The 24,950-nt window shown below is 65.3% G+C and carries 24 protein-coding genes; 8 read left to right on the top strand and 16 right to left on the bottom strand.

All coding sequences use genetic code 11. The features are described 5' to 3' along the window. Positions 1-109: 109 nt before the first annotated feature. The 4 genes from DB354_RS10750 (at position 110) to DB354_RS10735 (ending at position 2,128) form a co-directional block, all read left to right on the top strand. On the top strand, positions 110-712 hold the full coding sequence (locus tag DB354_RS10750) for a sigma-70 family RNA polymerase sigma factor (protein ID WP_158277485.1): 603 nt from the start codon (positions 110-112) through the stop codon (positions 710-712). Continuing rightward, positions 703-1,113, top strand: a complete 411-nt coding sequence (locus DB354_RS10745; RefSeq protein WP_146180191.1) for a hypothetical protein — start codon at positions 703-705, stop codon at positions 1,111-1,113. The genes DB354_RS10750 and DB354_RS10745 overlap by 10 nt, the downstream gene beginning before the upstream one ends. A 93-nt stretch (positions 1,114-1,206) precedes the next feature. Then, positions 1,207-1,584 carry a hypothetical protein gene (locus tag DB354_RS10740; RefSeq protein ID WP_107835631.1) on the top strand — a complete coding sequence of 126 codons (378 nt, stop codon included), beginning with the start codon at positions 1,207-1,209 and terminating at the stop codon, positions 1,582-1,584. Positions 1,585-1,639: 55 nt separating this feature from the next. Continuing rightward, positions 1,640-2,128 (top strand): zf-HC2 domain-containing protein, encoded by a 489-nt coding sequence (locus DB354_RS10735; protein ID WP_107835630.1) that lies wholly within the window; start codon positions 1,640-1,642, stop codon positions 2,126-2,128. Between the two features lie 100 nt (positions 2,129-2,228). Here the strand turns inward: DB354_RS10735 and DB354_RS10730 are convergent, their stop codons facing one another. The 8 genes from DB354_RS10730 to DB354_RS10695 all read right to left on the bottom strand — a co-directional run bounded on the left by DB354_RS10730 (position 2,229) and on the right by DB354_RS10695 (position 11,684). Then, positions 2,229-3,557 (bottom strand): hypothetical protein, encoded by a 1,329-nt coding sequence (locus tag DB354_RS10730; protein WP_199226834.1) that lies wholly within the window; start codon positions 3,555-3,557, stop codon positions 2,229-2,231. Positions 3,558-3,698: 141 nt separating this feature from the next. Further along, on the bottom strand, positions 3,699-5,483 hold the full coding sequence (locus tag DB354_RS10725; protein ID WP_107835628.1) for a histidine kinase N-terminal 7TM domain-containing protein: 1,785 nt from the start codon (positions 5,481-5,483) through the stop codon (positions 3,699-3,701). A 183-nt stretch (positions 5,484-5,666) separates the two neighbouring features. Beyond that, positions 5,667-6,626, bottom strand: a complete 960-nt coding sequence (locus DB354_RS10720; protein WP_107835627.1) for a ParB/RepB/Spo0J family partition protein — start codon at positions 6,624-6,626, stop codon at positions 5,667-5,669. A 2-nt stretch (positions 6,627-6,628) separates the two neighbouring features. Further along, positions 6,629-7,213, bottom strand: a complete 585-nt coding sequence (locus DB354_RS10715) for a LysM peptidoglycan-binding domain-containing protein (protein WP_107835626.1) — start codon at positions 7,211-7,213, stop codon at positions 6,629-6,631. A 100-nt stretch (positions 7,214-7,313) separates the two neighbouring features. Next, positions 7,314-8,333 (bottom strand): methionyl-tRNA formyltransferase, encoded by a 1,020-nt coding sequence (gene fmt, locus DB354_RS10710; RefSeq protein ID WP_233256610.1) that lies wholly within the window; start codon positions 8,331-8,333, stop codon positions 7,314-7,316. A gap of 15 nt (positions 8,334-8,348) precedes the next feature. Continuing rightward, positions 8,349-9,893 carry a ribosome biogenesis GTPase Der gene (gene der / locus DB354_RS10705; protein ID WP_107835624.1) on the bottom strand — a complete coding sequence of 515 codons (1,545 nt, stop codon included), beginning with the start codon at positions 9,891-9,893 and terminating at the stop codon, positions 8,349-8,351. 102 nt (positions 9,894-9,995) lie between these two features. Next, positions 9,996-11,177 (bottom strand): aminotransferase class I/II-fold pyridoxal phosphate-dependent enzyme, encoded by a 1,182-nt coding sequence (locus DB354_RS10700; RefSeq protein WP_107835623.1) that lies wholly within the window; start codon positions 11,175-11,177, stop codon positions 9,996-9,998. Between the two features lie 18 nt (positions 11,178-11,195). Continuing rightward, on the bottom strand, positions 11,196-11,684 hold the full coding sequence (locus tag DB354_RS10695; protein ID WP_107835622.1) for an Lrp/AsnC family transcriptional regulator: 489 nt from the start codon (positions 11,682-11,684) through the stop codon (positions 11,196-11,198). 308 nt (positions 11,685-11,992) lie between these two features. Here DB354_RS10695 and DB354_RS10690 point away from each other — a divergent pair, with 308 nt between their 5' ends. Next, positions 11,993-12,382 carry a response regulator gene (locus tag DB354_RS10690; protein ID WP_107835621.1) on the top strand — a complete coding sequence of 130 codons (390 nt, stop codon included), beginning with the start codon at positions 11,993-11,995 and terminating at the stop codon, positions 12,380-12,382. Positions 12,383-12,965: 583 nt separating this feature from the next. Then, the gene (gene ffh, locus DB354_RS10685) at positions 12,966-14,309 is read left to right on the top strand and encodes a signal recognition particle protein (RefSeq protein WP_107835620.1); all 1,344 of its coding nucleotides are present in this window, start codon (positions 12,966-12,968) and stop codon (positions 14,307-14,309) included. A gap of 199 nt (positions 14,310-14,508) precedes the next feature. Here ffh and DB354_RS21970 read toward each other — a convergent pair whose 3' ends face one another. The 6 genes from DB354_RS21970 to DB354_RS22315 form a co-directional block, all read right to left on the bottom strand. Continuing rightward, entirely contained in the window at positions 14,509-15,042 is a 534-nt protein-coding gene (locus DB354_RS21970) for a hypothetical protein (protein WP_146180190.1), read from the bottom strand. A gap of 50 nt (positions 15,043-15,092) precedes the next feature. After that, on the bottom strand, positions 15,093-15,803 hold the full coding sequence (locus DB354_RS10675; protein WP_146180189.1) for a hypothetical protein: 711 nt from the start codon (positions 15,801-15,803) through the stop codon (positions 15,093-15,095). A gap of 432 nt (positions 15,804-16,235) precedes the next feature. After that, positions 16,236-18,227 carry an RHS repeat-associated core domain-containing protein gene (locus DB354_RS10665; protein ID WP_107835616.1) on the bottom strand — a complete coding sequence of 664 codons (1,992 nt, stop codon included), beginning with the start codon at positions 18,225-18,227 and terminating at the stop codon, positions 16,236-16,238. A 396-nt stretch (positions 18,228-18,623) separates the two neighbouring features. Continuing rightward, the gene (locus DB354_RS10660) at positions 18,624-19,604 is read right to left on the bottom strand and encodes a transposase (RefSeq protein WP_107835615.1); all 981 of its coding nucleotides are present in this window, start codon (positions 19,602-19,604) and stop codon (positions 18,624-18,626) included. 164 nt (positions 19,605-19,768) lie between these two features. After that, positions 19,769-20,062, bottom strand: coding sequence for a colicin immunity domain-containing protein (locus DB354_RS10655; protein WP_158277484.1), 294 nt, complete (start codon positions 20,060-20,062; stop codon positions 19,769-19,771). 1 nt (position 20,063) lies between these two features. After that, positions 20,064-21,596 carry a colicin D domain-containing protein gene (locus tag DB354_RS22315; RefSeq protein ID WP_158277483.1) on the bottom strand — a complete coding sequence of 511 codons (1,533 nt, stop codon included), beginning with the start codon at positions 21,594-21,596 and terminating at the stop codon, positions 20,064-20,066. On the opposite strand from DB354_RS22315, the gene DB354_RS10645 reads away from it, so the two are divergent. After that, positions 21,570-22,145, top strand: a complete 576-nt coding sequence (locus DB354_RS10645) for an RQC domain-containing protein (protein ID WP_158277482.1) — start codon at positions 21,570-21,572, stop codon at positions 22,143-22,145. The genes DB354_RS22315 and DB354_RS10645 overlap by 27 nt on opposite strands. Before the next feature lie 278 nt (positions 22,146-22,423). Here the strand turns inward: DB354_RS10645 and DB354_RS10640 are convergent, their stop codons facing one another. Both DB354_RS10640 and DB354_RS10635 read right to left on the bottom strand, forming a co-directional pair. Continuing rightward, positions 22,424-22,654, bottom strand: a complete 231-nt coding sequence (locus DB354_RS10640; protein WP_107835612.1) for a ferredoxin — start codon at positions 22,652-22,654, stop codon at positions 22,424-22,426. A 306-nt stretch (positions 22,655-22,960) separates the two neighbouring features. Beyond that, positions 22,961-23,410 (bottom strand): GatB/YqeY domain-containing protein, encoded by a 450-nt coding sequence (locus tag DB354_RS10635; protein WP_107835611.1) that lies wholly within the window; start codon positions 23,408-23,410, stop codon positions 22,961-22,963. A 151-nt stretch (positions 23,411-23,561) separates the two neighbouring features. On the opposite strand from DB354_RS10635, the gene DB354_RS10630 reads away from it, so the two are divergent. After that, positions 23,562-24,902: an acetylxylan esterase gene (locus DB354_RS10630; protein WP_107835610.1), complete on the top strand. Its 1,341-nt coding sequence runs from the start codon at positions 23,562-23,564 to the stop codon at positions 24,900-24,902. Positions 24,903-24,950 lie beyond the last annotated feature (48 nt).

Raw genomic sequence — 24,950 nt, 5'->3', positions numbered from 1 at the left:
CGCTTGACTGCGAATAGCCGCCCTGCCTTGCGCGTCCTACAACGTTGCACCTGACTCGCACCTAGCCATCTTCGAAACCCTCCCTCCCGGCGGACGTCCGCCTCCCAACGTGGCCGAGCCCACCCAGATACCCGACGATCCCGAACTTCTACGCCGCGCCCAGGCCGGCGACGAGGAGGCCTTCGGCGTGCTGATGCGCAGCCACTATGAACCCGTGTTTCGCCTGGTCTGCTCGGTGATCCACGACGAACACGCCGCCCGTGACGTCTGCCAGGAGGTCTGGCTCACCGTCTGGCGCAACCTCGCAAAGTTTCGCGGCGACGCCAAATTCTCCACCTGGGTGCACCCCATTGCCGTCCGGCGCGCCATCGACCATCTCCGCGGCCGCAAGCGTTGGCTCGATCGGTTTCTTCCCTTCCTTTCCGCCGACGACGGCGACTCCGACCAGCCCGGCCCGCGCACCCCCGAACCCGCGGTCACCGAAACGCCGCGCGACGAAGCCGAGCGCCGGGAGCAAAACGAGAGATTTGAACGTGCGCTCGAGTCGCTTCCGCCCAAGCATCGCGCCGTGCTCGCGCTGCGCGAAATCAGCGGACTTTCCTACGACGAAATCGCGGCTTCGCTTTCGATCCGCCGCGGTACCGTTATGTCCCGTCTTTTCAATGCGCGCCGGATGCTGGCGCAAAAACTAGGAGAACTGCCATGCGATTAGTCCAAGCCATCCTCGCCGGTCTGCTGTTGGTCCTCACGCCCCTCGCCAGCCACGCCGCCGGCGGCGCCACGTCCGTCCGCGCCATCGGCTTCACCGCGTCCAACGACCGCGGCGCCACCGATCCGCGCCTCGCCCCCTATGAAGCCGTCCTGCGCCGGAACCTCCGGTTCGAAAGCTTCAAATACGTGGGCGAGTCCTCCGCCTCGGTCGCGCGCGGGGGCTCCGCCTCCCTCTCCCTGCCGGGTGGCGGCAGCGTCAAGCTCGAGAGCGACAACGCCGGGAATGTCCGCGTGCAACGCGATGGCAATGTCGTGACCGTCTCTCCCGGGCGCCCCGCCGTCTTTATGGGCGGCCCCGCGGGCAATGGCGGCGTCTCCGGTGTCATCATCATGGCGAACTAGCCGAGTTCCACGGCGTTCCGACAGCACCTCTTCCCGAGTGAATATGGACCGCGCGCGATTCGTCTCATGGGCAAACATCAACCAGGAGACACCATGAAACGCCTCTCTCTCGCCCTCCTCGCTCTCGCTGGCCTCGCCACCGCCTCAGTTGCCCGCGCCGATCGCCTTAGCGTCAACGGCAGCATCCACTTTGGCTCGCCCACCTACGCTCCCGCCCCGGTCTATGGCGGCCCGCACTACGGCCCCCGCGGCTACTGGCGCGACGTCAACGTCCGCGTCTGGGTGCCCGCCCGCTGGGTAACCACCCGCAACCAATGGGGCCACCTCGTGCAGGTGATGGAGCCGGCGCACATGGAATACCGCACTCGCCGCGTCTGGGTCGCCGACGAGCATCCGCGCTATCACCACGATCGGTACGACCGGCATGACGACCGCGGCCATGATCGCCACGGCGACGGGCGCCACGGTTGATCCGGCGTCCTAACACCGAAACTCACGTTCACCGTCGTCGTCTTCCCTCCTCCTCATGAACTGCCAGAAAGCCCAGCTTCAGATCGTCGCCGCGCGCGACGGTGCGGTCGCCGAACCGCAGCGGGCCGCCTTGGCAGAGCATCTCGGTGCCTGCCCAGCCTGCCGGGAATTCGCGGCGCAACTCACCGCCGGGATTGCTGGCTGGCGTGAGCAGGCCTCCACCGTGCCACTGCCCGACGTCGAGCGGGAGTGGTACGCGGTCCGGCGCCGGATTCGCACGGAGCAGCCCGCCCGCTCAACCCGCTCGCTCGCGGCGTGGCTGACGCTGCCCCTCGCAGCCGCGGCCGCCGTCGCCATCGGCCTGTACGTGACGCCCGGTCATCAGGCGCCCGCCAGCGCCCCGCATAACGTCGCCGCGCCGGTCGCCATGGCTCCCGCCACGGATGCCGCCGCCCCGGTTTCCACGGTCGTCTTCGTCGACGACAAAAGCGGCTGGACGTTCGTCCTCTCGCCCGACGCCTCCGCCGGCTCCCGGCATATTTAGCTCCGGGCCTCGGCCTCTTCCCTTTGCCGCGGCACGGTGCGCGACGTCGCTTAGGCACGACGCGGAAAACAGGATACGCGTCGGCCCTCGCAGATAGACCTTACAGCGTGACGAGGCTGTTCAGGTACTCCTCGAGCTGGGTGTAGCCGCTGGCGGCGACCGCGTTGCGGTCCGCCGGGTCCTGTGGGTTGAGCCCACGGACTTGCTCCCACGCATCCGGCATGCCGTCGTGATCCGCGTCCGCCGGCGCCGGCGCCGACTTCAAGACGGGCCAGCCTTCGGTCTGCTTCTGGGTGTCGATGATGCCATCGCCAAAGGTCGCCGTGCCCGTCGCCACTTCCCGCAAAACGCGTCGGTCATGCGCATCCAGCCGCGGCAGCCTCGCCCCCACCTGGGCCAGCACCAGGCGGTACGCCTCCTCCGGCGATTGCGTCGTCACAGGGGTAAAGGGGAATGGCGCCCGACTGCGGTTCGCCGCGGCATTCGTGCCCGCATCGAAGTCCACCCCGCCGTTCCAGTTGTCGGCACTCACGTCCGGCGCCCCCTCGACGACGTTGCCTTCGATGTACCATCGCGAATCGAACCCGTACCCGCGCCGCGCGTTGTCGATGCGCGCCACCCGGCGCCTGACCTCCGGCTGCGTGGCCGGGCCCGGCTTGTAGTAATTGTTCACCACGTTGACGGTCTCGGGCTTTCCGTCACAGCTGCGGTGCTGCCAGTTATAGATGACCGAACACCGGTGATCCATGCCCACGGTGCGGTAGCGATTATTGCCCGCGACGCTCGGATTCCGCGCGGTGCAATGCGCGAAGAGATTGTGGTGATACGATGAGTTTTTTCCGCCCCAACTCGCCCCGAAGGCGTGCGGCGCGTAGTGGATATTTCGATTCAGCCCCTCCGCGATCAGGCACCACTGCACCGTCACGTCCCGGGCGCCATGCCAGGTGTTGATGCCTTCATCGAGCCACCAACTCACCGAGCAGTGATCCAGAATGATGTTGGCGCCCTCGCTCACCTCGATGCCGTCCACGGGCTTCTTCTCCTCGTCGCCCGGACGCACCCGCAGGAACCGCACCACGACGTCGTTCGCCCCCTTGATCCGCAGCGGATAGCGACGGAGGCAGATGCCGTCTCCCGGGGCGGTCTGGCCGGCGATTGTGATATTCGAGTGGCTGACAAACAGGTCCGACTTGAGCAGGATCGTGCCGGAAACGGCGAACACCACCGTGCGGTTGCCGGCGCTGACCGCATCGCGCAACGACCCGGGCCCATCATCCTCCAGATTCGTCACCACGTAGACTTCGCCGCCGCGCCCGCCCTTGGCCAGACGCCCGCCCCCTTCCGCGCCCGGAAATGCGACCAGCGCATCAGCCGCCCGACCCGGCAGGGCCAGCAGCGAACCCAGCACCACAAGGGCAACGCGCGCCACGAGGGCGTGGAACGAAAAGGCGGCACGCCAACGGCGCGGCGCAGGGGTAGAAGCTGGAGTCGGCATAGGTACCGATGACCAGACGCAGGAGACCGCCCCGGCGTTGCGCCGTCGACGCTCCCCCGGGCCCACCCCATGGCCCTACCCAAGCGCCGGGAACGCCACGCGTACGCGCGCGCCCAGTCCGGGCGCCGTCGCGATGCCAATCCACCCGTTGTGGCTGCGCACGACACCCCAGACCGCGGCCAGCCCGATACCCTGGCCCGTGGGCTTCGTGGTAAAGAAGGGCTCGAACACCCGCGCGCGGGTGGCCTCGTCCATGCCACGGCCGGTGTCGCACACTTCGACGCACACGCAATGCCCGTGTGGTTCCTCCTGCTCCCAGCGCATCAGCGGGTCGAAGGCCGCGCCGATGGTCTCCGCCCAGATCCGGACGGTGACACTCCCTCCGGGAACGTCGATGGCCTCGACGGCATTGCGCAACAGGTTCGTCGCCAGGGCCTCGATCTCGGCGGCGTTGCCCTCGATCGGCGGCACGCCCACCGCCGCGGCAAACTCCACTGAAATTGTCGGATCGATTCCACGCCGCTGCTGCGCGACCGCGGCCCGCACCGGTGCCGTCACGTCGAGCGGCGCCCGCTCCCCATGCTCGGTGCCGGCATACAGCAGGATCTGCCGCGTCAGCTCCGCGGCCCGCCGCACCGCCGCTTCCGCCTCGCGGATCTCCCGCGTCGCCGTCGCATCGCCGGCCAGTCGGTTCCCGGCCGACTCAAGGCGCCGCAGCAGCGAGTGCATCAACGCGTCAAAGTCGTGCGCCACCCCGGCCGCAAACAGGCCCAGGCTCTCGTTCTTCTCGGCCCGCAACAGCCGGCGCTCGAGTTGCAGCCGCCGCGTCTCCTCCTGCGTGCGCGCCGTGGTCTCGCGGACGATGAGCAACCGGCCCGCTGGGCGGCCGTCCTCGCTGAGCAGGTCGATCCACTCCCACTCGAACGTGCGGCCCCCGGCCGAGGCAGGCGCGAGCTCGTTCCGTCGCACTCCCGCCTGGGTCAGTTGCCGCCACGCGGGATCACGCGGCAGGAGCGCTCCCAGCCGGTCCGCATGCACGTCTCCCCCGAGGTCGGCCAACCAGCATCGCGCCGCCGGGTTCAACTCCGCCACGCGGTCTGTGGCGTCGAGCACCACGACGGGGTTCGACAGGTGCTCGATCAAACGCATCCGCGCGAGCGGCACCAGGTCCGACAACCGCGACCCCACGAGCACCCAGAGGAAAACCGTGCCGGAAACCAGCAGCGTGAACGGCGCCAAGTCCATCGGCACCGGCGCGAGTCCCGTCACGTAGGCGAAGTTGCCCAGCCACGGCAGCGAGATGCCGACCAGCACCAGCAGCATTCGCCAGCGATGCCGCTCGGAAAAGCGCAGCGTCACCGAAAGCAGGATGAGCGACGCCAGCGTCATGCACAGGTAGGAGTAGCCCACCGCGCCCACCCAGAACGCGGGCCCGTGGCCATAGACGATCGTATTGGTACCCCACGGCCCGGGCCCGAACGTCGTCCAGACCCAGTGGTGCGCCGCATTGGTCGCCGCGAGCGTCGTCGTAAGCGCGGGCACCGCCAGCATTGCCGCCCGCCACCGCGGCTGCAGGAGCCGCCCGAGGCCCCGCGTCTCGAGCGCAAACCATAACAGGAAGACCGGCGCCGTCAGGGTGCCCGGGTAGCAAATCGCCGACCAGAGCACTTTCGTCGACGGCTCGACGGCCGCGAGTTCCACCGCCCCCGCCAGCGCCCACCAGGCCACCGCCGCCAACAGCCAAGCGATCGTACGCGCTCCCGGCAGGTGCCGGCGCCGCAGCGCCGCCAGCAGCAAGCCGACCGCCAACAGCCCGGCCAAGGCATAGCCGAGTGCATAGGGCGTGATCACAAGCGGCATGGTGGTAGGGGGCGGCACTTCAACTCCGCCCCGCTCCGGCGGCGATAGGAACGCGGCCGGGCGCCGACGTTATGCAACGGGCTGAATCCAGATAGTAGCAGCAAAGTTGCCGCTTTCCGCCCGCCCGGTCGATGCCGGCGCCCGTGGCCCGCCAACCGGCTTGGGAGGCGGGTTGCAGGCCACTCAGGCCTCGACGCCGAGCTTCTCCAGCAGGCGCTGCAGGTCCTCGTTGCCGCGGTATTCGATGACAATCTTGCCCTTCTTCGGCGTGTGCATGAGCGCCACGCGCGCCCCGAGATGGGACGTGAGCTTCTTCTCAATGCCCGCGACCGTCGCCGCATCCTTGGGCGTCAGCGCCGTCGCGCGATGCGTCGCCGGCGCGCCGGTGTTGCCGCCGCTCTTTGCCGACGCGGCCAGCTTCTCCGTGACGCGCACGCTGAGGCCCTCCTCGATGATCCGCCGCGCCAGCACCATCCGCTGCGCCGCATCCTCCACGCCGAGCAGCACCTTGGCGTGGCCGACGCTGAGCAGGTTCTTCGCGACGTAGCCCTGGATTTCCGCATCCAGCGCGAGCAACCGCAGCGAGTTGGCGACGCTAGCCCGGCCCTTGCCTACCCGTTCCGCCGCGTTCTCCTGCGTCAGATCGAAGTCGCGGATGAGACTGGCGTAGCCGTGCGCCTCTTCGATCGGGTTCAGGCCCTCGCGCTGCAGATTTTCGATCAGGCCGAGCGCGGCCGACGAGGCGTTGCTCGCCTCCACGATGCGGGCCGGGATCGCCTTGATCTTGAGTTGCTGGAACGCACGCCAGCGGCGCTCGCCCGCGATCAGCTGAAACTTCTCGCCGGTCTTCCTGACCACGATCGGCTGCAGCAAGCCTTCCGCGCGAATGCTCTCGGCCAGTTCACTGAGCTGCTCCGGCGGAATCTCCCGCCGCGCCTGGTACGGGCTCGGCTCCACCAGGTGCACCGGGATCTCCTGGTAACCCGGCGTGGCCGGGGCCGGCGCGGGCGCGGGCGATGCCGCATGACTCGCGGCAGAGGTGGCGGCGGCTGGCGCCGTCGGCGGAGTGACAACCGGCTTGGCCGCGGCGATGAGACCGCCGAGACCGCGACCGAGACGAGATTTGGAGGGAGCTGCCGACATGGCTATTTCGCTGCGCCCGAAGGCGGATTGGGGATGAAAAGGACTTGTCCGACCGTGATCCGCGATGGGTCAGAAATCTTGTTCGCGTTGATGATGTCCTGGAAGCGCGCCCCGGTCTTCTTCGCGATGCCGGCGAGCGAATCGCCCTTCTGGACGGTGTAGCTCATGCCCTCCTTCGCGTAATCTTCGGCGAACGTTGTCTGCATCGCGGGCCGCGTCGCCTGCGTCTTCGCCAGCGAATCCAGGGCGGCATTCGTCTGGCGCCCAAGTTTCTCCATCTGCGCCGCGACGTGCTGCAGCGTCTCGTTCTTCGACGTGGCCACCGCGCTGCGGATCGTGCGGTTGAGGTCTTCGACCGCGTCGTTCAACTGGGCCACCGTCGCATAGTTCTGGCCGGCCGCGCCCACGCGCGAACGCAGCTCATTGTTCTCCCGCTCGAGTTGCTCGATGCGCAGCGACAGGTCGCCGACCCGCTGCGTCAACCCGCGCACGTCTTCCCGCAAATTGGCGATCTCCATCTGACTCGGAGCGCCTTGGGCGAAGAGCGTCGCAGCGGTCGCGCCGCCGATCACGAGAAATTTCCACATGCCGCCCGAGCTTGCCGAAAGCGTCGGCGAAAACAAGCGACATGTCGCCCCGGAGCCGCGCGCCCCTCGCGCCGGAAACTGGCCGAGCATGCTCATGGGTTTAGGACCCCCGCCGCGGCGCCGGCGGCGTACTGGCCACCAGCGGCAACATCGGACGCGAGAGCGCGATCGTCCCCGCCGGCACCGGGAAACCGCGCAGAAAATCGGCCGCGGGTAACATTCGCCCGCCCGGCCGCTGCATGCGCCGCAGGCGCAGCACGCCCTTGCCGGTCGCCACACGCAACGCGTCCGCATCCGCGCCGACGACCGTCCCCGGCGCCACCCCAGCGGAGGCCGCCGCCTCCACCGCTCTCTCCGCTTCCGCCAGGCCGATTTTCACGGGCTGCCCCGCGAGCTCCACACTGCAGCTCGGCCACGGATAAAGTCCGTTGCACCGCGCGGCCAGTTGCGCCGCCGGCGCCGCGAAATCCAGCGCCCCGTCCTCCTTGTCCAACTTTCGGCAATACGTCGCGGCCGCCTCCTCTTGCTCCGTGAACGTCAGCGCGCCGTCCGCCAGCTTCGGCAGCGCCCGCGCCAGCAGCGGCACGCACGCCGCCGCGAGCTTCGCCTCGATCTCCAGCGCCGTCTCCGCGGGCCCGATCGGCACCCGCTCCACGTCCGCCATCGGACCGGCGTCCAACCGGCGCACGATGCGCATCAGCGTCACGCCCGTCTCGCGGTCGCCGCTGGCAACCGCCGTCTGAATCGGCGACGCCCCGCGGTAACGCGGCAGCAGCGAGGTGTGCAGGTTCAGCGTGCCCAGCCGCGGCGTGCCGATGAAGTCGTCGCGCAGGATGTGCCCGTAGGCCATCACGAGCGCGACGTCCGGCGCGAGCGCCGCGAGTTCCGCCCGCACCTCCGGCGTCAGCTTCTCCGGCTGCAACACCGGCAGTCCGCGCTCGACCGCCCAGCTCTTGATCGCGTTGGGCTGCACCTTCTGCCCGCGGCCGGTCGCCCGGTCGGGCTGCGTGAACACACCCACGACCTGGCCCACTGCCGCCCCCTCGCCTCCCAGCCAGTTCAGCAGGGGAAGCGCGATGGCGTCCGCGCCCATGAAAATTAGCCGCAAGGGTGTGCCCATCGCGAAAAGCTCCGGCTAGTCCTCGAGCGTCTCCCGGCCGGCATCGGACTCGCGCTCCGCGCGCGGCCCGCGCTTGTCCGTCTTCTTCCAGGCCGGACGCCGCTCGGCCGCCCGGGCCTGACGCGTGGCTTCCACGCTCGGACGCGTGGGCTCGTGCTCGCGCCGGGGTTTGCCGACCAGGTCGAAATAGATCGGGCAGCCCGCCAGACCGAACTCCTCCACCAGCCCCGCCTCGAGGTAGCGGCGATAGCTTTCCGTCAGCTTCTCCTCGCGATTGCAGAAGAGGCGGATGCGGAACGGGCGGTTTCCCGTCTGCGTGCCGTAGTAAACCCGGAAGCGCTGGCTGCCCACGGATGGCGGCGGCGTGCGCTCGGTGAGAAACGCAAGCTGCTGGTTCAGCTTCGCCGTCGGCAGCTTCTTATCGAGCACGCGATTCAGTTTCACCGCGGCGTTGAGCATGCGATCGACTTCGTAGCCGTTCATCGCCGACACGAAGATGACCGGCGAGCCCGGCGTGAAGAACAGGTGCTGGAACAGCGCGTGCTCGTACTTCTCGCGGTAGTCGCGCTCGCTTTCGTAAGGCTCGAAGCCGCCCTGCTCCTTGAACGCCTTCTGCACGAGGTCCCACTTGTTCACGACGATCACGATGGGCTTCCCCTCCTTGATTGCCTCACCGGCAATGGCCTTGTCCTGCTGCGTCACACCTTCCAATGCGTCGAGCACGAGGAACACCACGTCGGTCTTCTTGATGGCGTCGAACGAGCGCAGCCGGGAAAAATACTCGACCGGCGAGGCCAGCTTCGCCGCCGCCTTGATGCCCGCCGTGTCGATCAGCCGGAAGGGATACATGCGACCGTCGCGCCCTTCGAACTCGAAGGGCAGCTCGATCGCGTCGCGCGTCGTGCCCGGCACGTCGCTCACGATCAGCCGGTCACTGCGGAGCAGCCGGTTGCTGAGCGAGGACTTGCCCACGTTTGGCCGGCCGATGAAGCAGATGCACAACGGGTCCTTGGCGGTCTTCACCGCCGCGTCGGACGCCTCCTCCGGCACCGGCCCGAGCGCCGCCGCAATCGCATCGCGCAACTCGGCCTCGCCGCGGCCGTGCTCCGCGGACACCCGCAGCGGTTCCCCCAGCCCGAGGCGATACGCCTCGTCGAGGGCGATCTTGTCGTCGTCGAAGTCCGCCTTGTTCACGACCAACAGCACCTTCTTCTTGCTGCGCCGGAGGCTCTGCGCGATCCGCTCGTCCAGGCCCGACAACCCGCTCAGGCCGTCGACCACGAACAGGATCACCGTGGCCGTGGCCATCGCGAAATCGACCTGCTGCTCCGACGCCTTCGTCAGGGCCGCCGGCGTGTCCACGCCCTTGTAGCCGATGCCGCCCGTGTCGAGCAGCGTGTACTGGCCTTCCTCGATCTCGGTGGAGATGACGTCGCGCGTGACGCCGGGCTGGTCATGCACGATCGAGATGCGGCGTCGCGCCAGCCGGTTGAAAAGCCGACTCTTGCCGACATTGGGTCGGCCGACGATGGCAACGATGCGTTGGGAAGCGGTGGACATTAGGAAGACGCGTTGAGGCGACAGCTTTGGGCTGCCTTCGGCGGGCGCAAGGCTGCGCACGACGCGCCGGCCGGATTCACCGGCGGCGCCGCAGATCGCAGGTTACCGGCGGAGTGAGCCGACGTAGCGCTCGATGCGGTCGCAGGCCTCGATGATCTGGTCGTAGGCCGTGGCAAAGCAGGCGCGGACGTGCCCCCGCCCGTTCTCACCGAAGGCCGCGCCCGGCACGACCGCGACCTTCTGCTGCTCGAGCAGACCCACGGCGAACTCCTTCTCGCCCAGTCCGGTCGAGGTGACGTCCGGAAAGGCGTAGAACGAGCCGCGCGGCGAGTGGCACTTGAGGCCGATCTCGTTGAGACGACGCACAATGAGATCGCGCCGGCGATGGTACTGGTCGCGCATCTTGAGCACGTTGTCCCAGCCGTGCTTCAGCGCATCGAGCGCGCCTTCCTGGGCGATGATCGAGGCACACATCATCGCGTACTGGTGCACCTTCATCATCGCGTCGATCAGCGGTGCCGGCCCGCAAGCGTAGCCGATGCGCCAGCCGGTCATTGCAAACGCCTTGGAGAAACCGTGCAGGAAGATCGTCCGCTCCGCCATGCCCGGCAGCGAAGCAATGCTGGTGTGCGTGCCCTCAAACGTCAGCTCGGAGTAGATCTCGTCGCTCAGCACGAGCAGGTCCTTCTCCCGGCAGAACTCCGCGATCTTCGTGAGCTGCTCCCGGCTGCAGGTGCCGCCCGTCGGGTTGCACGGCAGGTTGAGCATCAGGATCTTCGCCCCCGGCTGCCACGCGGCGCGCAGGGCCTCGGCCGTGAGCGCAAAGTTGTCCTGCGCGTACGTCGGCACCGCGATGCCCACGCCATGCACGAGCGTCACACTCGGGTGATAGCTCACGTAGCACGGCTGGTGGAACATCACCTTGTCGCCGGGATTGCAGAACGCGCGGAACGCCAGATCCAGCGCCTCGCTGACGCCCACCGTGACAATGACCTGGTCCTCGGGACGATAACTCACCCCGAAGTGGTCCTCGACGTAGCGTGCAATCTCCTTGCGGAGCTCCGGCATGCCCAGGTTCGAGGTGTAGTAGGTTTTACCCTTTTCGAGGGCGTAGATGGCCGCCTCGCGGATGTGCCACGGCGTGACGAAGTCGGGCTCGCCCACGCCGAGCGAAATCACGTCCTGGCCTTTCATCTTCGCGACGAGCTCGAAGAAGTCGCGAATGCCGCTCTTGGGTAGCGTGGACACATGCCCCGCCACCCATCGTTTCGGATCGGTGCTCATGGTGCGGTGATCCGGAGGTTACGGCGAAACGTTGAGGCGGTGCGGGTGGTGCTCGCCGTCCTCCAGCATGAAGCCCTGCTCCTTGTAACAGCGCAGCATGAAGTGCGTGGACGTCGACAGCACGCCCTCGATGGTCGAGAGCTTCTCCGAAACAAACGAGGCGACCTTCTGCAGCGAGCCGCCCTTCACGAACACGAGCAGGTCGTAGCCGCCCGACATCAGGTAGCAGGACTCCACCTCGTCGAACCGGCTGATCCGGTCCGCATGCCGGTTGAACCCACCCCCACGCTCGGGGGTGATGCGCACCTCGATCACGGCCCGGACAGCAGCACCGGCGGCGGCCTCGCGGGAAAGATCGAGCACCGGGCGCCAGCCGAGGAAGATTTTGTCCTTCTTCAACTGTTCCAGATGCTGATTAACCTCCGCTTCGGTCAGCCCGGAGACCTGCGCCATCTGGCTGGTCGTAAGGCTGCCGCCGTCGATCAAGAGCTGCAGAACAGGGTTCATAGGGGCGGCGGTTATCCGGCAAACGCCATCCGTTGACGAGGACGAAATTGGCGCTGACACGCTCAGTCGCGGCCCCGGGCCGCGCCGGATTGTGTTGGTCGATCACGGCGCGACGGCGCGCGTCGGCATGCCTCCGTCCGGCCGCTTCCGCAACGCGCATCCGCCCAACCGCAATCCGGGGAGTTTACCCCGGATCGCCGCCGCGCGGCCGCCCAAGAGAGATACGCATCACCCGCTCGTGACAGGCGCTTCGGAGAGAGAAACGTGTTCAAGTCGCCCCGCTTTCGACCGATCTAGGGTTATTCCCCATGCGCATCCTCGTGGTCGATGATGATGATTCCTACCGCTTTCTGATGCGCGATGCCCTGTCCGCGATCACCAAGCGCGAGCACATCGCCTTCGCCAGCGACGGCGACGAAGCCTGGTGGATCCTGACGGATCCTGACCGGTCCTTCGACATCCTCATTCTCGACATTGGCATGCCCCGCGTGAACGGCCTCGCGCTGCTCGCCCGCATCCGGCAGCACCCGAAGCTCCTCGATCTGCCGATCATCCTCTGCACCGGCACGAGCAATCGCCAGACCGTCACCGAGGCGGTGAAGCACAACGTGATTTCCTACGTTGTGAAGCCGTTCTCCCCGACCGCCATGGCCCAGAAGGTCGAGGAAGTGATCGCGCAGATGAAGAAGGCGGTCTGAGGAGGACCGCGCTGCCGATCGCCCGCCGCGGTCCCCCCTCGACGTGGAGGTAACGTGGGCGCCGCGAGGCCGACCGGTTTCTGCGCGCCGTCGCGACCTCACCCGGCCGCCCCCCCGGCCGCTCGCCCCCCGCTCCGCCCCGCCGATCGGGCGTCACCACCTTCGTGTTCATTCGTGTCCATTGGTGTCCATTCGTGGTTACTCCCGTTCCGAACTGCTCAGTCCGCCAAACCAAGGTTCACCGCGAACGCCCGCGAACCCAGCCGCGAAAACCCGCAGTCCTCGCCGCCCGCTCCGGCCCACCCCAGGTTTTCGCGTCCTTTCGCGCCTTTCGCGGTTTCCCTCCTCCCTCTGCGGTTCGCTATACGCCCCTGAAAACGGTTAACCACGAATGGACACCAATAGACACGAATAGAGCAGGCAGCTTTAGCGGCCACGGCCTCCGCATTCCGTCCCGAATTACTCGTGTCCATTGGTGGTTAACCCACCGGTTTGGTTTTCGTCCCCTTCGCGGCCAACTCGCCACGCCCCGGTAGTCGTAGTTGCTTCGCACCGCAATTTACGCCAACCGTGTCGCCCTTCCATGTTCGAATCCCTCACCGACAAACTCGGCCAGGCCCTGCGTAACCTCCGCGGCGTCGGCCGTCTGTCCGAAGAAAACATGGCGGAGGCACTCAAGGAAGTGCGCACCGCCCTGCTCTCGGCCGACGTCCATTTCAAGGTCGCCCGCGAGTTCGTGGAGCGCGTGCAGCAGCAATGCGTCGGCCAGGAGGTCCTGAAGGGCGTCGCCCCGGGCCAGCAGATCGTGAAGATCATTCACGACGAACTCGTCCGGCTCCTCGGCGAGGGCACCACCACGCTTTCGACCGCCCGCCCGCTGAAGATTCTCATGGTCGGCCTGCACGGCTCCGGCAAGACGACCTCGTCCGCCAAGCTCGGCAAGCTCCTCAAGAAGCGCGGCTACCGACCGTTCGTCGTCGGCGTCGACGTTTACCGTCCCGCCGCCATCGACCAGCTCGAGATCCTCGCGAAGCAGGAGGAACTCGGGTTCTACGCCGACCGCGTTTCGAAGGACGTGCCCGCCATCGGCACCGCCGGCCTCGCCGCCGCCCAGGCCGCCACCGCGGACTGCATCATTTTCGACACCGCCGGCCGGCTCCAGATCGACGCCAACCTGATCGCCGAGGTGAAGAACCTCCGCGAGCGCATCCAGCCCGACGAGGTCCTCCTCGTCGCCGACGGCGCCCTCGGCCAGGAGGCGGTCAACGTGGCGAAGGCGTTCCACGAGGCGCTGCAGCTCACCGGCCTGATCCTGACCAAGCTCGACGGCGACACCCGGGGCGGCGCGGCGCTCTCGATCAAGTCGGTCACCGGCGTGCCCATCAAGTTTGTCGGCACCGGTGAAAAGACCGCCGACTTCGAGCCATTTTATCCCGACCGCCTCGCCTCCCGCATCCTCGGCATGGGTGACGTCGTTTCGCTCGTCGAAAAGGCGCAGGAGACGATCGACCAGAAGCACGCCGAGAAGATGGCGGAGAAGCTCCGCAAGGCGGAGTTCGACCTCGAGGACTTCCTGGCGCAGCTGCAGCAGGTGAAGAAACTCGGCTCGATGCAGAGCATCATGAAGATGATGCCCGGCATGGGCTCGATGGAGCTGCCGGAAGGCGCGGACAAGCAGATGGACCGCACCGAAGCCATCATCAAGTCGATGACCCCGCAGGAGCGCCGCAAGCCGGAGGTCCTCAACGGCAGCCGGCGCCAGCGCATCGCGAACGGCGCCGGTGTGAAGATCGTCGAGGTGAACCAGCTGCTGAAGCAGTTCCAGCAGATGCAGAAGATGATGAAGATGATGAAAGGCGGCGGCGCGAAAAAGATGATGCGCCAGATGGAAGCCATGCGCGGCCGAGGTGGCTTCCCAGGCATGTAGGCGGCTCAGGCATCTGACCTCCGACCTCTGACATCTGGCCATCCGGCCATCCGGCTTCCGGCTTCCGGCTTCTGGCTTCCGCCATCCGGCTTCTGGCTTCCGCCATCCGGCTTCCGATCCTCGGTGCTGACATCCGACGTCTGACCTCTGCCATCTGGCCATCCGGCCTCCGGCTTCTGGCCTCTGGCTTCCGGCCAAGCTACTTCTTCTCCGCCCGCGAGAGCGCCTTCTGCACCATCGTTTGCAGCACCTGCCGGTTTTCGGCCGAGTCGGGATCTGCCACCTTGGGGTCGAGCAACGGCGCGTGGGCGGCGATCATCCGCCGGGTGGCCGTCACCTCATCGATCCGCGGATGCACGCGCCCTGATTGATCCACGTTGGCCGCCACCGCGCCGTTCGGCGCCACGGCGGCTGAGGCCGTCGCCGCCTCGAGCGGCGGCTCGTCGGCACCCAGTTGCGCCGCCGGCATCGATGCCAGCGCCGACCCCGACGAGACCGAAGCCCCCACCTGCACACCCGGAACCGCGGGAGCCGAGGACGGTGTCGCAACCGCAGTCACTGCCCTGCCCGGCGCCGCCGTCGGGCTCCGGGTGGCGGTGACACCCATCGGCGTTGCAACCGCGGGGTTTGCCGGCCGCGCCGCCGCGGACTGCGGCTGTGAGTGTCGCCACACCAGGACGAGTCCCACGACCACAAGGCCGGCAACGGCCGCCACCGCTATGAAGCGCTTCATTCCCCGCCGATTCATGGTCTGTTTCATGCCTGAATCGCTCTTAGGGCCACTCATTGTCCGCTGTAGGTCGAGATCACCCAGGTGTCGGTATTGACGGAGTAGTTGCCGTCGGGCGTCTTGAGGACGACCTCTCCCGCGGCGACCGACAACGCCGCCACCTTCGCCTTGGATTTGGATGACTTGGCGCCGCTGACGCCGGCACCGCCAAACAGAACCGCGCCACCCCGGCCCTTGCGACCACTCAGAGACGAGTCCCCGCGCCCCGAATCCTTGCCCGAGCCACTCGCCGCATCATCCAACGTCTCGCCGAATCCCAGCGTGGTCGTCCGCAGTACGATCTCACCTCCCGCCGCCGACGCCTTGATTTCGCTCTGCACGCCAAACCCCAACGGCTGCCGGTAATACGCCTGCACCGTCCCGTCCTCATCCGTCTGCAGCGTCAGCGTATTCGACGGCACCACCGCATCCTTCGTCGCCGCCAGCAACCCGCCACCCGACTCCACCGTAAACGTTACCTCCGTTCCCACCAGCGGCTCCGTCCCCGCCGCGTTCCATACCGCGATGTCGAACGGCGTGGTGTTAAACTCCACAGGAGTGCCCGTCTGGTTATCGCCGCTGAGAACACTAATCGTCGCGGTTGAAGATGTCGGCGTCGGAATGGACGGGGTGGGATTGTCCAAAGCGGCAAAAGCAGACCCCGAAAGCAGCGAAGCCAGCACGCAGCCCAACAGCCGCATGTTCGCACCGCCGTTAAGTCTCATTTCAGTCAGAGAATGGAAGTTCATGAACATCAACCCTAAGGATCTAGCTAAATTGTTTATTTAGAACAACATCGATAGGCGCTCTCTGGCAACTGCGGTCTGCCCAAAAATCCTACGATCCAATTCGCACACTGCACCTCACTCGAGAACCATACGCCTTTCGGACGCCGATAAACGCACCGGTTGGCTGACGGTCGCACCATCAGCGACGAAGCCTGCCCCTACTTGACCTTCTGCTAAGGCCTTTGCCTGTCTTCTTTTTTGGCACTGACCCAACGGACGCACGCAACACCTTCACGAGGTACCCGACGATGTGATCACGGTCCGTCTGCTCAATTAGGTCACCATTCGCGACGAGGTTCTTGATTGCCTTGTCGACCGCGGGCCAAAGCAAATCACTCCGCAACCGTTCATAGGCGAAATTCTTTTCGTTCATTTGTTTTTGTTCTTCGGGCCATTCGGCCACAGCTCATTGCCCTTGTAGTCTACTTCTCGGATCTTGTTTTCCTTACGATCAGAAACGTCCCAGTGATCTTTGTGAAGCTGGTCCTTTTTCCACGTATTACCGTCAGCGTCTCTCCATCCCTGATTACCCTTCAGCTTTACCCAGCTCTCGCCTTTGCCGGGCAAATCTTTTCCTGGAATGCCTTTCGCTTTGTCGGATGCAGCCTCTTTCTGGTCTTTCTGGCCACCTCGGTCGGTCTTTTTTACCTCGTCCGTCCTAGATTGAGTGTCCTGCTTTGGTGCATCCTGCTTGGTCTCTTGCGTCGGTGATTGATTCGTCTTAACCCGGTCCCCCTGACCATTGCTTTGAATCGCCCCTTCGTCGATCCGCACCTCGGCCGGTGTCGCAATAAGTGGCTTCTTTTCCGCGGGATTGGGAACGGTCGGAGCAAGCCGAATCCGTTCCTGAGTCTCCTTCAATTCGCGCGAGGTCCTCTCCTCATGTTGCTTCGCTTCGCGGATCTCGACAATGCTGATGACATCAGCGATCAACATCCCGCCGGTGAACACGACTGCACCAGCTATGTCGGCTGGCCCAGGTGCCGGGCTGTCAGCCTGGCTGATCACCGCCGCCATCCGCGCACTGTTCGCAGCGACGGCGGCTGAACTGATAAGGAACCCGGTCGGGTCGTAGAGGCTTAGCGGGTTGTTTTGGACATACGAGTACCGGTTATAGCTCTGAAGGTTTCCTGGGAACTGCACGAAGCTGTCCGCTGAAAAGAATCTGCCCAGCACCGGATCATAGATCCGCCCGTTCATGTGAACGAGGCCGAGGTCGTCGAGCATCTCGTGGCCGGTGAAGCCGCGCGGGGACAGGCTGTCGGCGCCGCCGTTGTCGGTCGTCGTCGGCGCGCCGCTCCAGGTCAACGGATTGCGCCGCTGCCCCCAGGCATCCTCGCTGAACCGCCCTGCCTTCCCGCCGCCATCCGCCGCCAGGCTCCCATCCGTCGACCCAAACGGCGTGATCGCCTCAATCGACCCCAGGTGGTCGTAGTGATAAACGAGCGCCTTCTCCGCCGACGTATCCGGCGTCAGCTCCCGAGTACCGATCACGCCTTCCGGTCCTGGAACGTAAACCCGTACCTGGTTCATATGCCACGCCGCGGGCGCGCCATTCGCGGCGGTATTGTCATAGTTCACCTCCAGCGCAGGGCCGACCGCATAGAGCCGCTTGCGCACATAGTGGCTCGGCTCGTTGGTAGCGCTCGTTTGATCATACTCCAATTGCACGGTCCGGGACCGACGCGCGTCATACAGAAACTCCGAACCCACCGTCGTCGTCCCCACCTTCTTCGTCATCCACCTCGGCTTATCAAATCCCGTGTAGCGGAAGTTCCAGCTTTCGCCGGTCGCCGAATTCGAGCGGGCGTTCAGATTACCGCCGGCATCGTACCCCATGCTATAGCCCCACGCGTCGGTTACGGCATGTGGGTGCACGACATCATACCCGAAATCAACCGTCGGGCTGGCCCCACTCGTGTTTGGCTTACGTTTGATATTCCCATTCTCGAAATAGGATATGGTCCCTTGGGCGCTGCTCGTCAGCCGATTGAGGACATCATACCCAAGCGCCTCGGTTACGCCGACCGGTCCAGCCAATGGGTTGCCGCGCTCCCGCAGATTGCCGAGCCCGTCGTATTTGAAGTTCAACCTCTGCAACTCCGAGTCGCCGGCATTCTTGCCGGTCGCAATCCCCGTCAGCACCCCGTCCGTGTCCCGGTAGGTCCGTTTCGTCCAGTATCCGCTGCCCTTTTGCACCAGCACCGGCCGGTCCCGATAGTCATAGCCCTCCTGAAGATCCGCCTTCCACCACTCCCTCGCTTCGCTCGTGGTGTCCTTAACCGAGAGCAGGTAACTCTCGTCGTCGTACTCATAGCTGACGCCGAAGTCCTGCCAATTGGTCGATGTCTGCGCGTTCACTCCCGTTGGCCGCCAATATTGGCGCCGTTCCTGGACCCGGCTATACGCGTCATACTTCAAGTAGTTGTAGAACCACTTTCCATCAATCGTCGTCAGGTCGATCCACGACCGGCCTTTGGTATCGTAAGACTAACTAAAGGGGACGGACATGTTCGCCACAAGACTAACTAAAGGGGACGGACATGTTCGCCACATGAAACTGCGCAGGGATCGCCCGTGGTCCACCGATTTCGGGGATTGGCCGACATTAAAGGGCTTCAGCCTCAGCCGAGAGCTCTCGGCGCGCTCGTCGGCGTTCTCATCGGCGCCGCGGGTCCGACATTGCCCCCATGCCGAACGCCGAAGGGCAGCTCCGCCCCGTGCGCAGCACCCCGCCGCGTTCGCCCGCAAGGTCGGTCAGCTCAACAAGGCTCCGCGAAGCGGTCGCAAGCCGGCGATTTCACCCCAGCCGGGGTCCGGCAGGTCATGACGCTTCACGCGGTGGGTCAGGCTGTGCTTCGTCCGGTACGCGGCGACGTGCCCGTCGACGAATTCCCGCCCACCCAGGACGAGCCCCTCGCTGAAATACCGGATCCGGCAGCGGAGCACGTCGGGCAGGCTCAGTTTCCCGCCGGCCTCCACCGCGGCCCGCACCTGTTCGGCGGGGAGCGATGCCTTGCCCTCGCGCGGCGCGCCGCCGCTCGTGAACAGCAGCAGCCGATAACTGCACTGCGCCTGCTCCCAGTTTCCACCCACCACCGACTGCAGGCCTTGGCGCGCGGGGACATGACCGCTCACCGCCTCGGCATACCCGCAGAACCGGTAGTCCTTCGGATCCTTCGAGATTCCGGACCGGACGCAGTTCAGATCGATGTACGCCGCCACCGTCTGGACGACCCGCTCTTTGCCCTCGAGCAACTGACTCTTGAACCGATCCGCCCACACGGGTCCAAACCGCCGATGTCGGGCGTTGTACCAGATCGAGAAACGCTCCTTCAGCAGCTTCATGTACTGAGATACATCGTACATCAACGCCCGCTGCCGCTCGCGCCACGCTTGCGCGGCGGGGGTGTTCGCCGCCAGCCCAGCCTGGATCACCTCCAGCCGCGCAACTTGGTACTTGGTCGGTTTCGGATAAAGCACCGCGTAGCGCCGCAGCAGTTCCGCGTCCGAGAGCTCCGGTCGCTGCGGCACCCGCACCAGCAGATGGAAGTGATTCGACATGATGGCGTAGGTGAGGATCTCAACCCCGGCGAAGTCTGCCACCTGCCACATCTGCCGCCGCAGGATCTCCTTGGCCGTCGTGCCAAACATCCACTCCCCGTTCACCGTCCGGCTGATCAAGTGGTACACGCCCGGCTCCCGCTCCGAGTTCACTTTGATCCGTGCGCGCCGCATGCGCTACCGACAATTGTTTTTTACCTCCTAGTCAATCCATTTGCGTGTCTGTCCCCCTCGGCTCTCCCCAGAGCAGCGCGATCATCGCGCCATCGCGGAAACTTTTCAGGAATCTCCGACTATTTATACATTCTGACATGTAATTATGATTTAATCGAAACATATTAGGTTATACCGCACACGAGCCGCAAGGCAGATAGCGTCCGTTTTGCACTCATCCGCAGCGCACCTTCATCAATGCTACCAATAACGCGATCGCGATCATCTGGTGAATACGCATCTACATCGCCAAATAGCCGATCAAGTTCCTCAAACACATCCTTAGGTAAATCAATGCTCTCACGCTTGAATTTTCTAATGTACAAAACCTCAAACGCCGAGGCGTCAATATCCCCGGAATCATACTGACCAATGAGTTCGATATACTTTTTAATACAATCCTTATGTATTTTCTTCATCTTACCCTCCTCCAAGATTCCCAGTGGTCGAGACATGCCTGAATTGTTGATCAGAAAGCCTCCACCCAGTCCAGAACTCACCCGACGGCGTAGAGATTACATTCAGGCGTGTCTTACCATCCAAGTAATGGACAGCTGGCATCTTACGATAGGTACCTTGTATCGCCTGAACAGACGGTGAGTTGATATGTTGGTTAATCACTGATCGGAATTTTGCTGCCTGCGTCAAGCTGAAGTCTCCCGAGAGGCCAAAATCGGCAGCGTGCTTGAACTTACTTTGCAGTTGTTGAATGGGTGTACGCAATATTTGCGACGCGGCCTTCTCCATACCAGGTGCTACATTTTCAACCCCAGGCTTCAATGCCGCTGCAATCTCTCCACCACCCCTTGTGAGGCTCGGCGCGAGTTTGTTGGCAGCTGCTCCTACAACTATGCTAGCAAGTAGTTCGGTGCTTGCTTCTACACGGCTTGCCTTGGTGTTACCCGTAACGTCCAGTGGATTCTTCCCGGTCACGGCTTCCGTTGCCGTAACGACCTGCCCAAGCACTGGTGTGGATTTTACGACCGTGTTTGTTATTTCAGCTGCCTTTTCAAGATGTTTGCCCTGCTCTGCCAACGCACCCTTCAGGAGTTCCCGGTTGCCTTGCTGCTCCTCGGATACAGTAGGCACTCCGTGGTCCTCCTTCACTCGATTTGAGGTGAGCAGATTGGCCATCAACTGGCCGGCCTCCTTAATGGCGTTCTTCAGGTTGTCGGCCCACGAAAACCCGGACGGATCAACCAGCGTCAGCGGGTTGTTCATCACGTAGCTATACCGATTGTAGCTCTGCAGATTCAGCGGCGCCTGGATAATAATATCCGCACTCAACATCCGCCCCAGCAAGGGATCGTAGATTCGCCCGTTCATGTGAATGAGGCCGAGGTCGTCGAGCATTTCGTGGCCGGTGAAGCCGCGCGGGGACAGGCTGTCGGCGCCGCCGTTGTCGGTCGTCGTCGGCGCGCCGCTCCAGGTCAGCGGATTGCGCCGCTGCCCCCAGGCATCCTCGCTGAACCGCCCCGCCTTCCCGCCGCCATCCGCCGCCAGGCTCCCATCCGTCGACCCAAACGGCGTGATCGCCTCAATCGACCCCAGGTGGTCGTAGTGATAAACTAGCGCCTTCTCTGCCGACGTATCCGGTGTCAGTTCCCGTGTGCCGATCACGCCTTCCGGCCCTGGAACGTAAACCCGTACCAGGTTCATATGCCACGCCGTGGGCGCGCCATTCGCGGCGGTATTGTCATAGTTCACCTCCAGCGCAGGGCCGACCGCATAGAGCCGCTTGCGCACATAGTGGCTCGGCTCGTGGGTAGCGCTCGTTTGATCATACTCCAATTGCACGGTCCGAGACCGACGCGCGTCATACAGAAACTCCAAACCCACCGTCGTCGTCCCCACCTTCTTCGAGCTGGTGTTTCGCCCGCACATACCGCGGTTGAGTTCGGACCGCGTTTGGCTTGGATGCCCGGCATGCCGGAGATCAGTGATCGCGAGCAACGGGCGATCCTCAGCGTGGTCGACGTCCTCGTCGGCCGGGCGGGACGCACCACCCTCGTCATGGCTCTGCGCGGAAGCCGTGCGAAGCGGGCACTCCAATTCGGCGTCGAGCAGACCACGGGATATGGCTTCTTTGCCGGGCACCCCGAGGCGGAGGTTCTGGCGCGCGTGGACGACCTCATCGCGACTGGCATTCTCGCGCTCGAGCGATCGTCCGATGGGTTTCCGCTGCTCTGCTACACGCGCCGGGGACTCGAGCGCGCCGAGCGGTATGTAGCCGAGGAATGGCTCGCGATCGTGCGGCGGCAAGTCGCGGCGGTCGCGACCGGTGCCCGTCTCGATCTGCCGTTTGTCCACTCGGCGATGCCGCAACGCAACCTGGACACCGTTCGCCAGCTGATCGACCTCGTGGCTCAGGAGGCGACCGACTCCTGGCGGCCGCTTCTGGAAGCGTGGGCCGCCGCGGACACGAAGCGCGTTCGAGGCTGGATCCAGCAGGTCATCGCTGGGCTCGGCGGCTCGCCACGCCCGCCAAGCCCGGCGTCGTGAGCCGAGATAACTAGCCAGAATTGGCTAGTTATCGGGGCGTAACTAGCCAGATCTGGCTAGTTATCTCAGTTCGGCCGCCGACGTTTGCATCGAACGCCCCGGGCGCCGATCGACTGCCAACCGTCACTGCCGGGGCCCTCTTCCTCCCGATCGAGTCGCCACGCCACTTTGCCTTCCACGATAGACCTCCTGGGCCAAAAAGAAGCGCCAGTCCGGAGGGGACTGGCGCTGCCTGCGCCGTTACGGTCGGCGCGACCAAAGTTGAATCAAACGTCGGCTCAGGCGCCGTCGTTGCCGATCGAGGCCGTGGCGCAGCTGGCGACGACTTCCTCGATGAGCGTCACTTCCTCAGCCGTGGCCGGCTGACGGATGACGTACGAAAAACCGTTGTCGTCGCGCGCGAAGAACTCGGGCGCCTGGGCCCGGCACTGGTCGCAGTCGATGCACGAGGAGTCCACGTAGTACTGCCCCGGAATGTTGTTGGGAAGACGATCGCTGAGGTTGGCCATAGAAAGTAAGTTACCGCCGCGACTCTACGCGCCCCTGCCGCCCCCGGCTCACCACATCTTGACCGGAAATGGCCATTTCTTGCGAAGGGGCGACCTACGCGCCGCCGATGCGGCGCTAATGCAGAATTGAGAATGAGGAATGTAGAATGCCAACCAGCGCGCGGACCGCGCGGCATGCGGCATCTGAATCAGAATCTTGAACGCTTGGCTAGAAGTCGGCCGAAGGCAGCCGAACTCGCCACGTCCCATTCAACATTCTTCATTCTGCATTCTCCATTAGCGCAGGCGCGCATCGCGCGCCGCGCGCTACGGCAGCTTCGCCTGGACCAGCTTGCTCACCTGGCCGAAGTCGAGCAGCGCGGCGTCGGGGTGCTTCTTCAGCGCGCCGATCACCTTGCCCATTTCCTTCTTCGATTGCGCCCCCGTCTCTTTGATCGCTTCCGCCACCAGCGCCTCGACTTTCACCGCGTCGAGGCCCTTCGGCAGGTACTTTTCGAGCAACCGGATCTCGGCGTCGTTCGCCGCCACCAGGTCCTCGCGTCCGCCCTTGGCGAACTCCACCTTCGCATCGGTCAGGTTCTTCACCGCCTTGCGCAGCGTCGCGATCGTCATCGCGTCGTCGATGTCCTTGTTCGCGTCCAGCGAGGCGCGCTTGATTGCCGCGTCCGCCGTCCGCAGCGCCGTCGTCGCCACGGTGTCGCGCGCCTTCATGGCGGTGACGATGTCTGCCCGGAGTTGTTCGTAGATGGAGGCCATAGTGAAAAAGGGAGGTTGAGGATTCCGGAAAAGAGCCAGTGAAGCAGACCCAGCCCCCGCTTCGCAACTGGTGTTTGCGCCACCCGTCCGGCAACCTCCCCTGTCCCGCGCCGTCTTGCCATTACCCCAATCACGCCGCGCTGCGTCGCCCATGAGACTATACGCCTTTGTCGCCCTGCTTCCCTTCGTACTTGCCCTTCCCGCGACCGTCGCCGTCGGCGCGTCCGCTGCGGCCAGCGTCACGGCCTCCGCCGCGCGCAACGTCGCCTGGGTACCGTCCGACATCCTGCCGCCCGCGCCCACCTCCGGCCCGGCGTTGTGCCCCGGGGGATACCTGAAACCGGAACAGGGCCAGGCCATCCTCGACGCCGCCCTCGCCCGCTTTCCCGACCGCGCAGCCTGGGATGCCTACGCGGCACACGTCCGCCAACGCATCCAGGAGGGCGCCGGCCTCGCCCCTTGGCCGCGCCGCACCCCGCTCAACGCCGTCCTTCGCGCGCGCCGCACCCACCAGGGCTACTCGGTCGAGAACGTCGCGTTCGAATCCGTTCCCGGCTATTTCGTCACCGGCAACCTCTACCGCCCGCTCCACCCCACCGGTCGCACGCCCGCCGTCCTCGCCACCCACGGCCACACGGGGAAGATCACGCAGCCTTCCGACTACGACCACCACGCGCGCTTCTCGCCGGGCGTCCAGGCGCGCGCCGCCACGCTCGCCCGCATGGGCGCCACCGTGCTCGCCATCGACATGTTCGGCTGCGGTGACTCCATCCAGCTCGTCGGCCAGGCCGCCCACCGTCAGCCCACCGCGCTCACCATCCATCTTTGGAACGCGATGCGCGCGGTCGATTTCCTGCAGTCGCTGCCCGAGGTCGATCCGGCCCGCATCGCCGTGAGTGGCGAATCCGGCGGCGGCACGCAGGCCTTCCTCCTCACCGCGCTCGACCCACGCATCGCGGTCAGCGTGCCGGTCGTCATGGTCTCGAGCTACTTCTTCGGTGGCTGCCCGTGCGAGAGCGGACTCCCCATCCACCGCAGCGCCGACCATTTCGCCAGCAACGCCATGATCGCCGCGCTCGCCGCGCCCCGCCCCATGCTCGTCGTGTCCGACGGTGCCGACTGGACACGACACGTGCCCGAGAGCGAGTTCCCGTTCCTGCGGGCCATCTACGCCCGCTACGGTGCCGAAAACGCGGTCGCCAACGTCCACCTGCCGCGCGAGGGCCACGACTACGGCCCGTCGAAACGCGCGGCCGCCGCCCGCTTCCTCGCTGAGCGTCTCGGGCTCAATCTCGCCGCGGTCCAGGGTCCCGACGGCGCCATCGACGAGTCACCCGTCACGATCGAGCGCGCCACGGCGCTGCATGTTTTCGACGCCGAGTATCCGATTCCCGCGCACGCCTTGCACACCGCCGAGGCTTATGCCGCGGCGCTGCGGCAACTGCAGCAGCCCGAGTCGGGCTCACCGGCGGGTGCGCCCGCCCCGCGCTGATCTGGACGCCGGGCGCCACATCGGGCGCGCACCCCATGGCGGCAGGCG

It is taken from the genome of Opitutus sp. ER46, assembly GCF_003054705.1.
Taxonomy (GTDB): domain Bacteria; phylum Verrucomicrobiota; class Verrucomicrobiia; order Opitutales; family Opitutaceae; genus ER46.
This window is presented reverse-complemented; position numbering and strand designations above follow the sequence as displayed.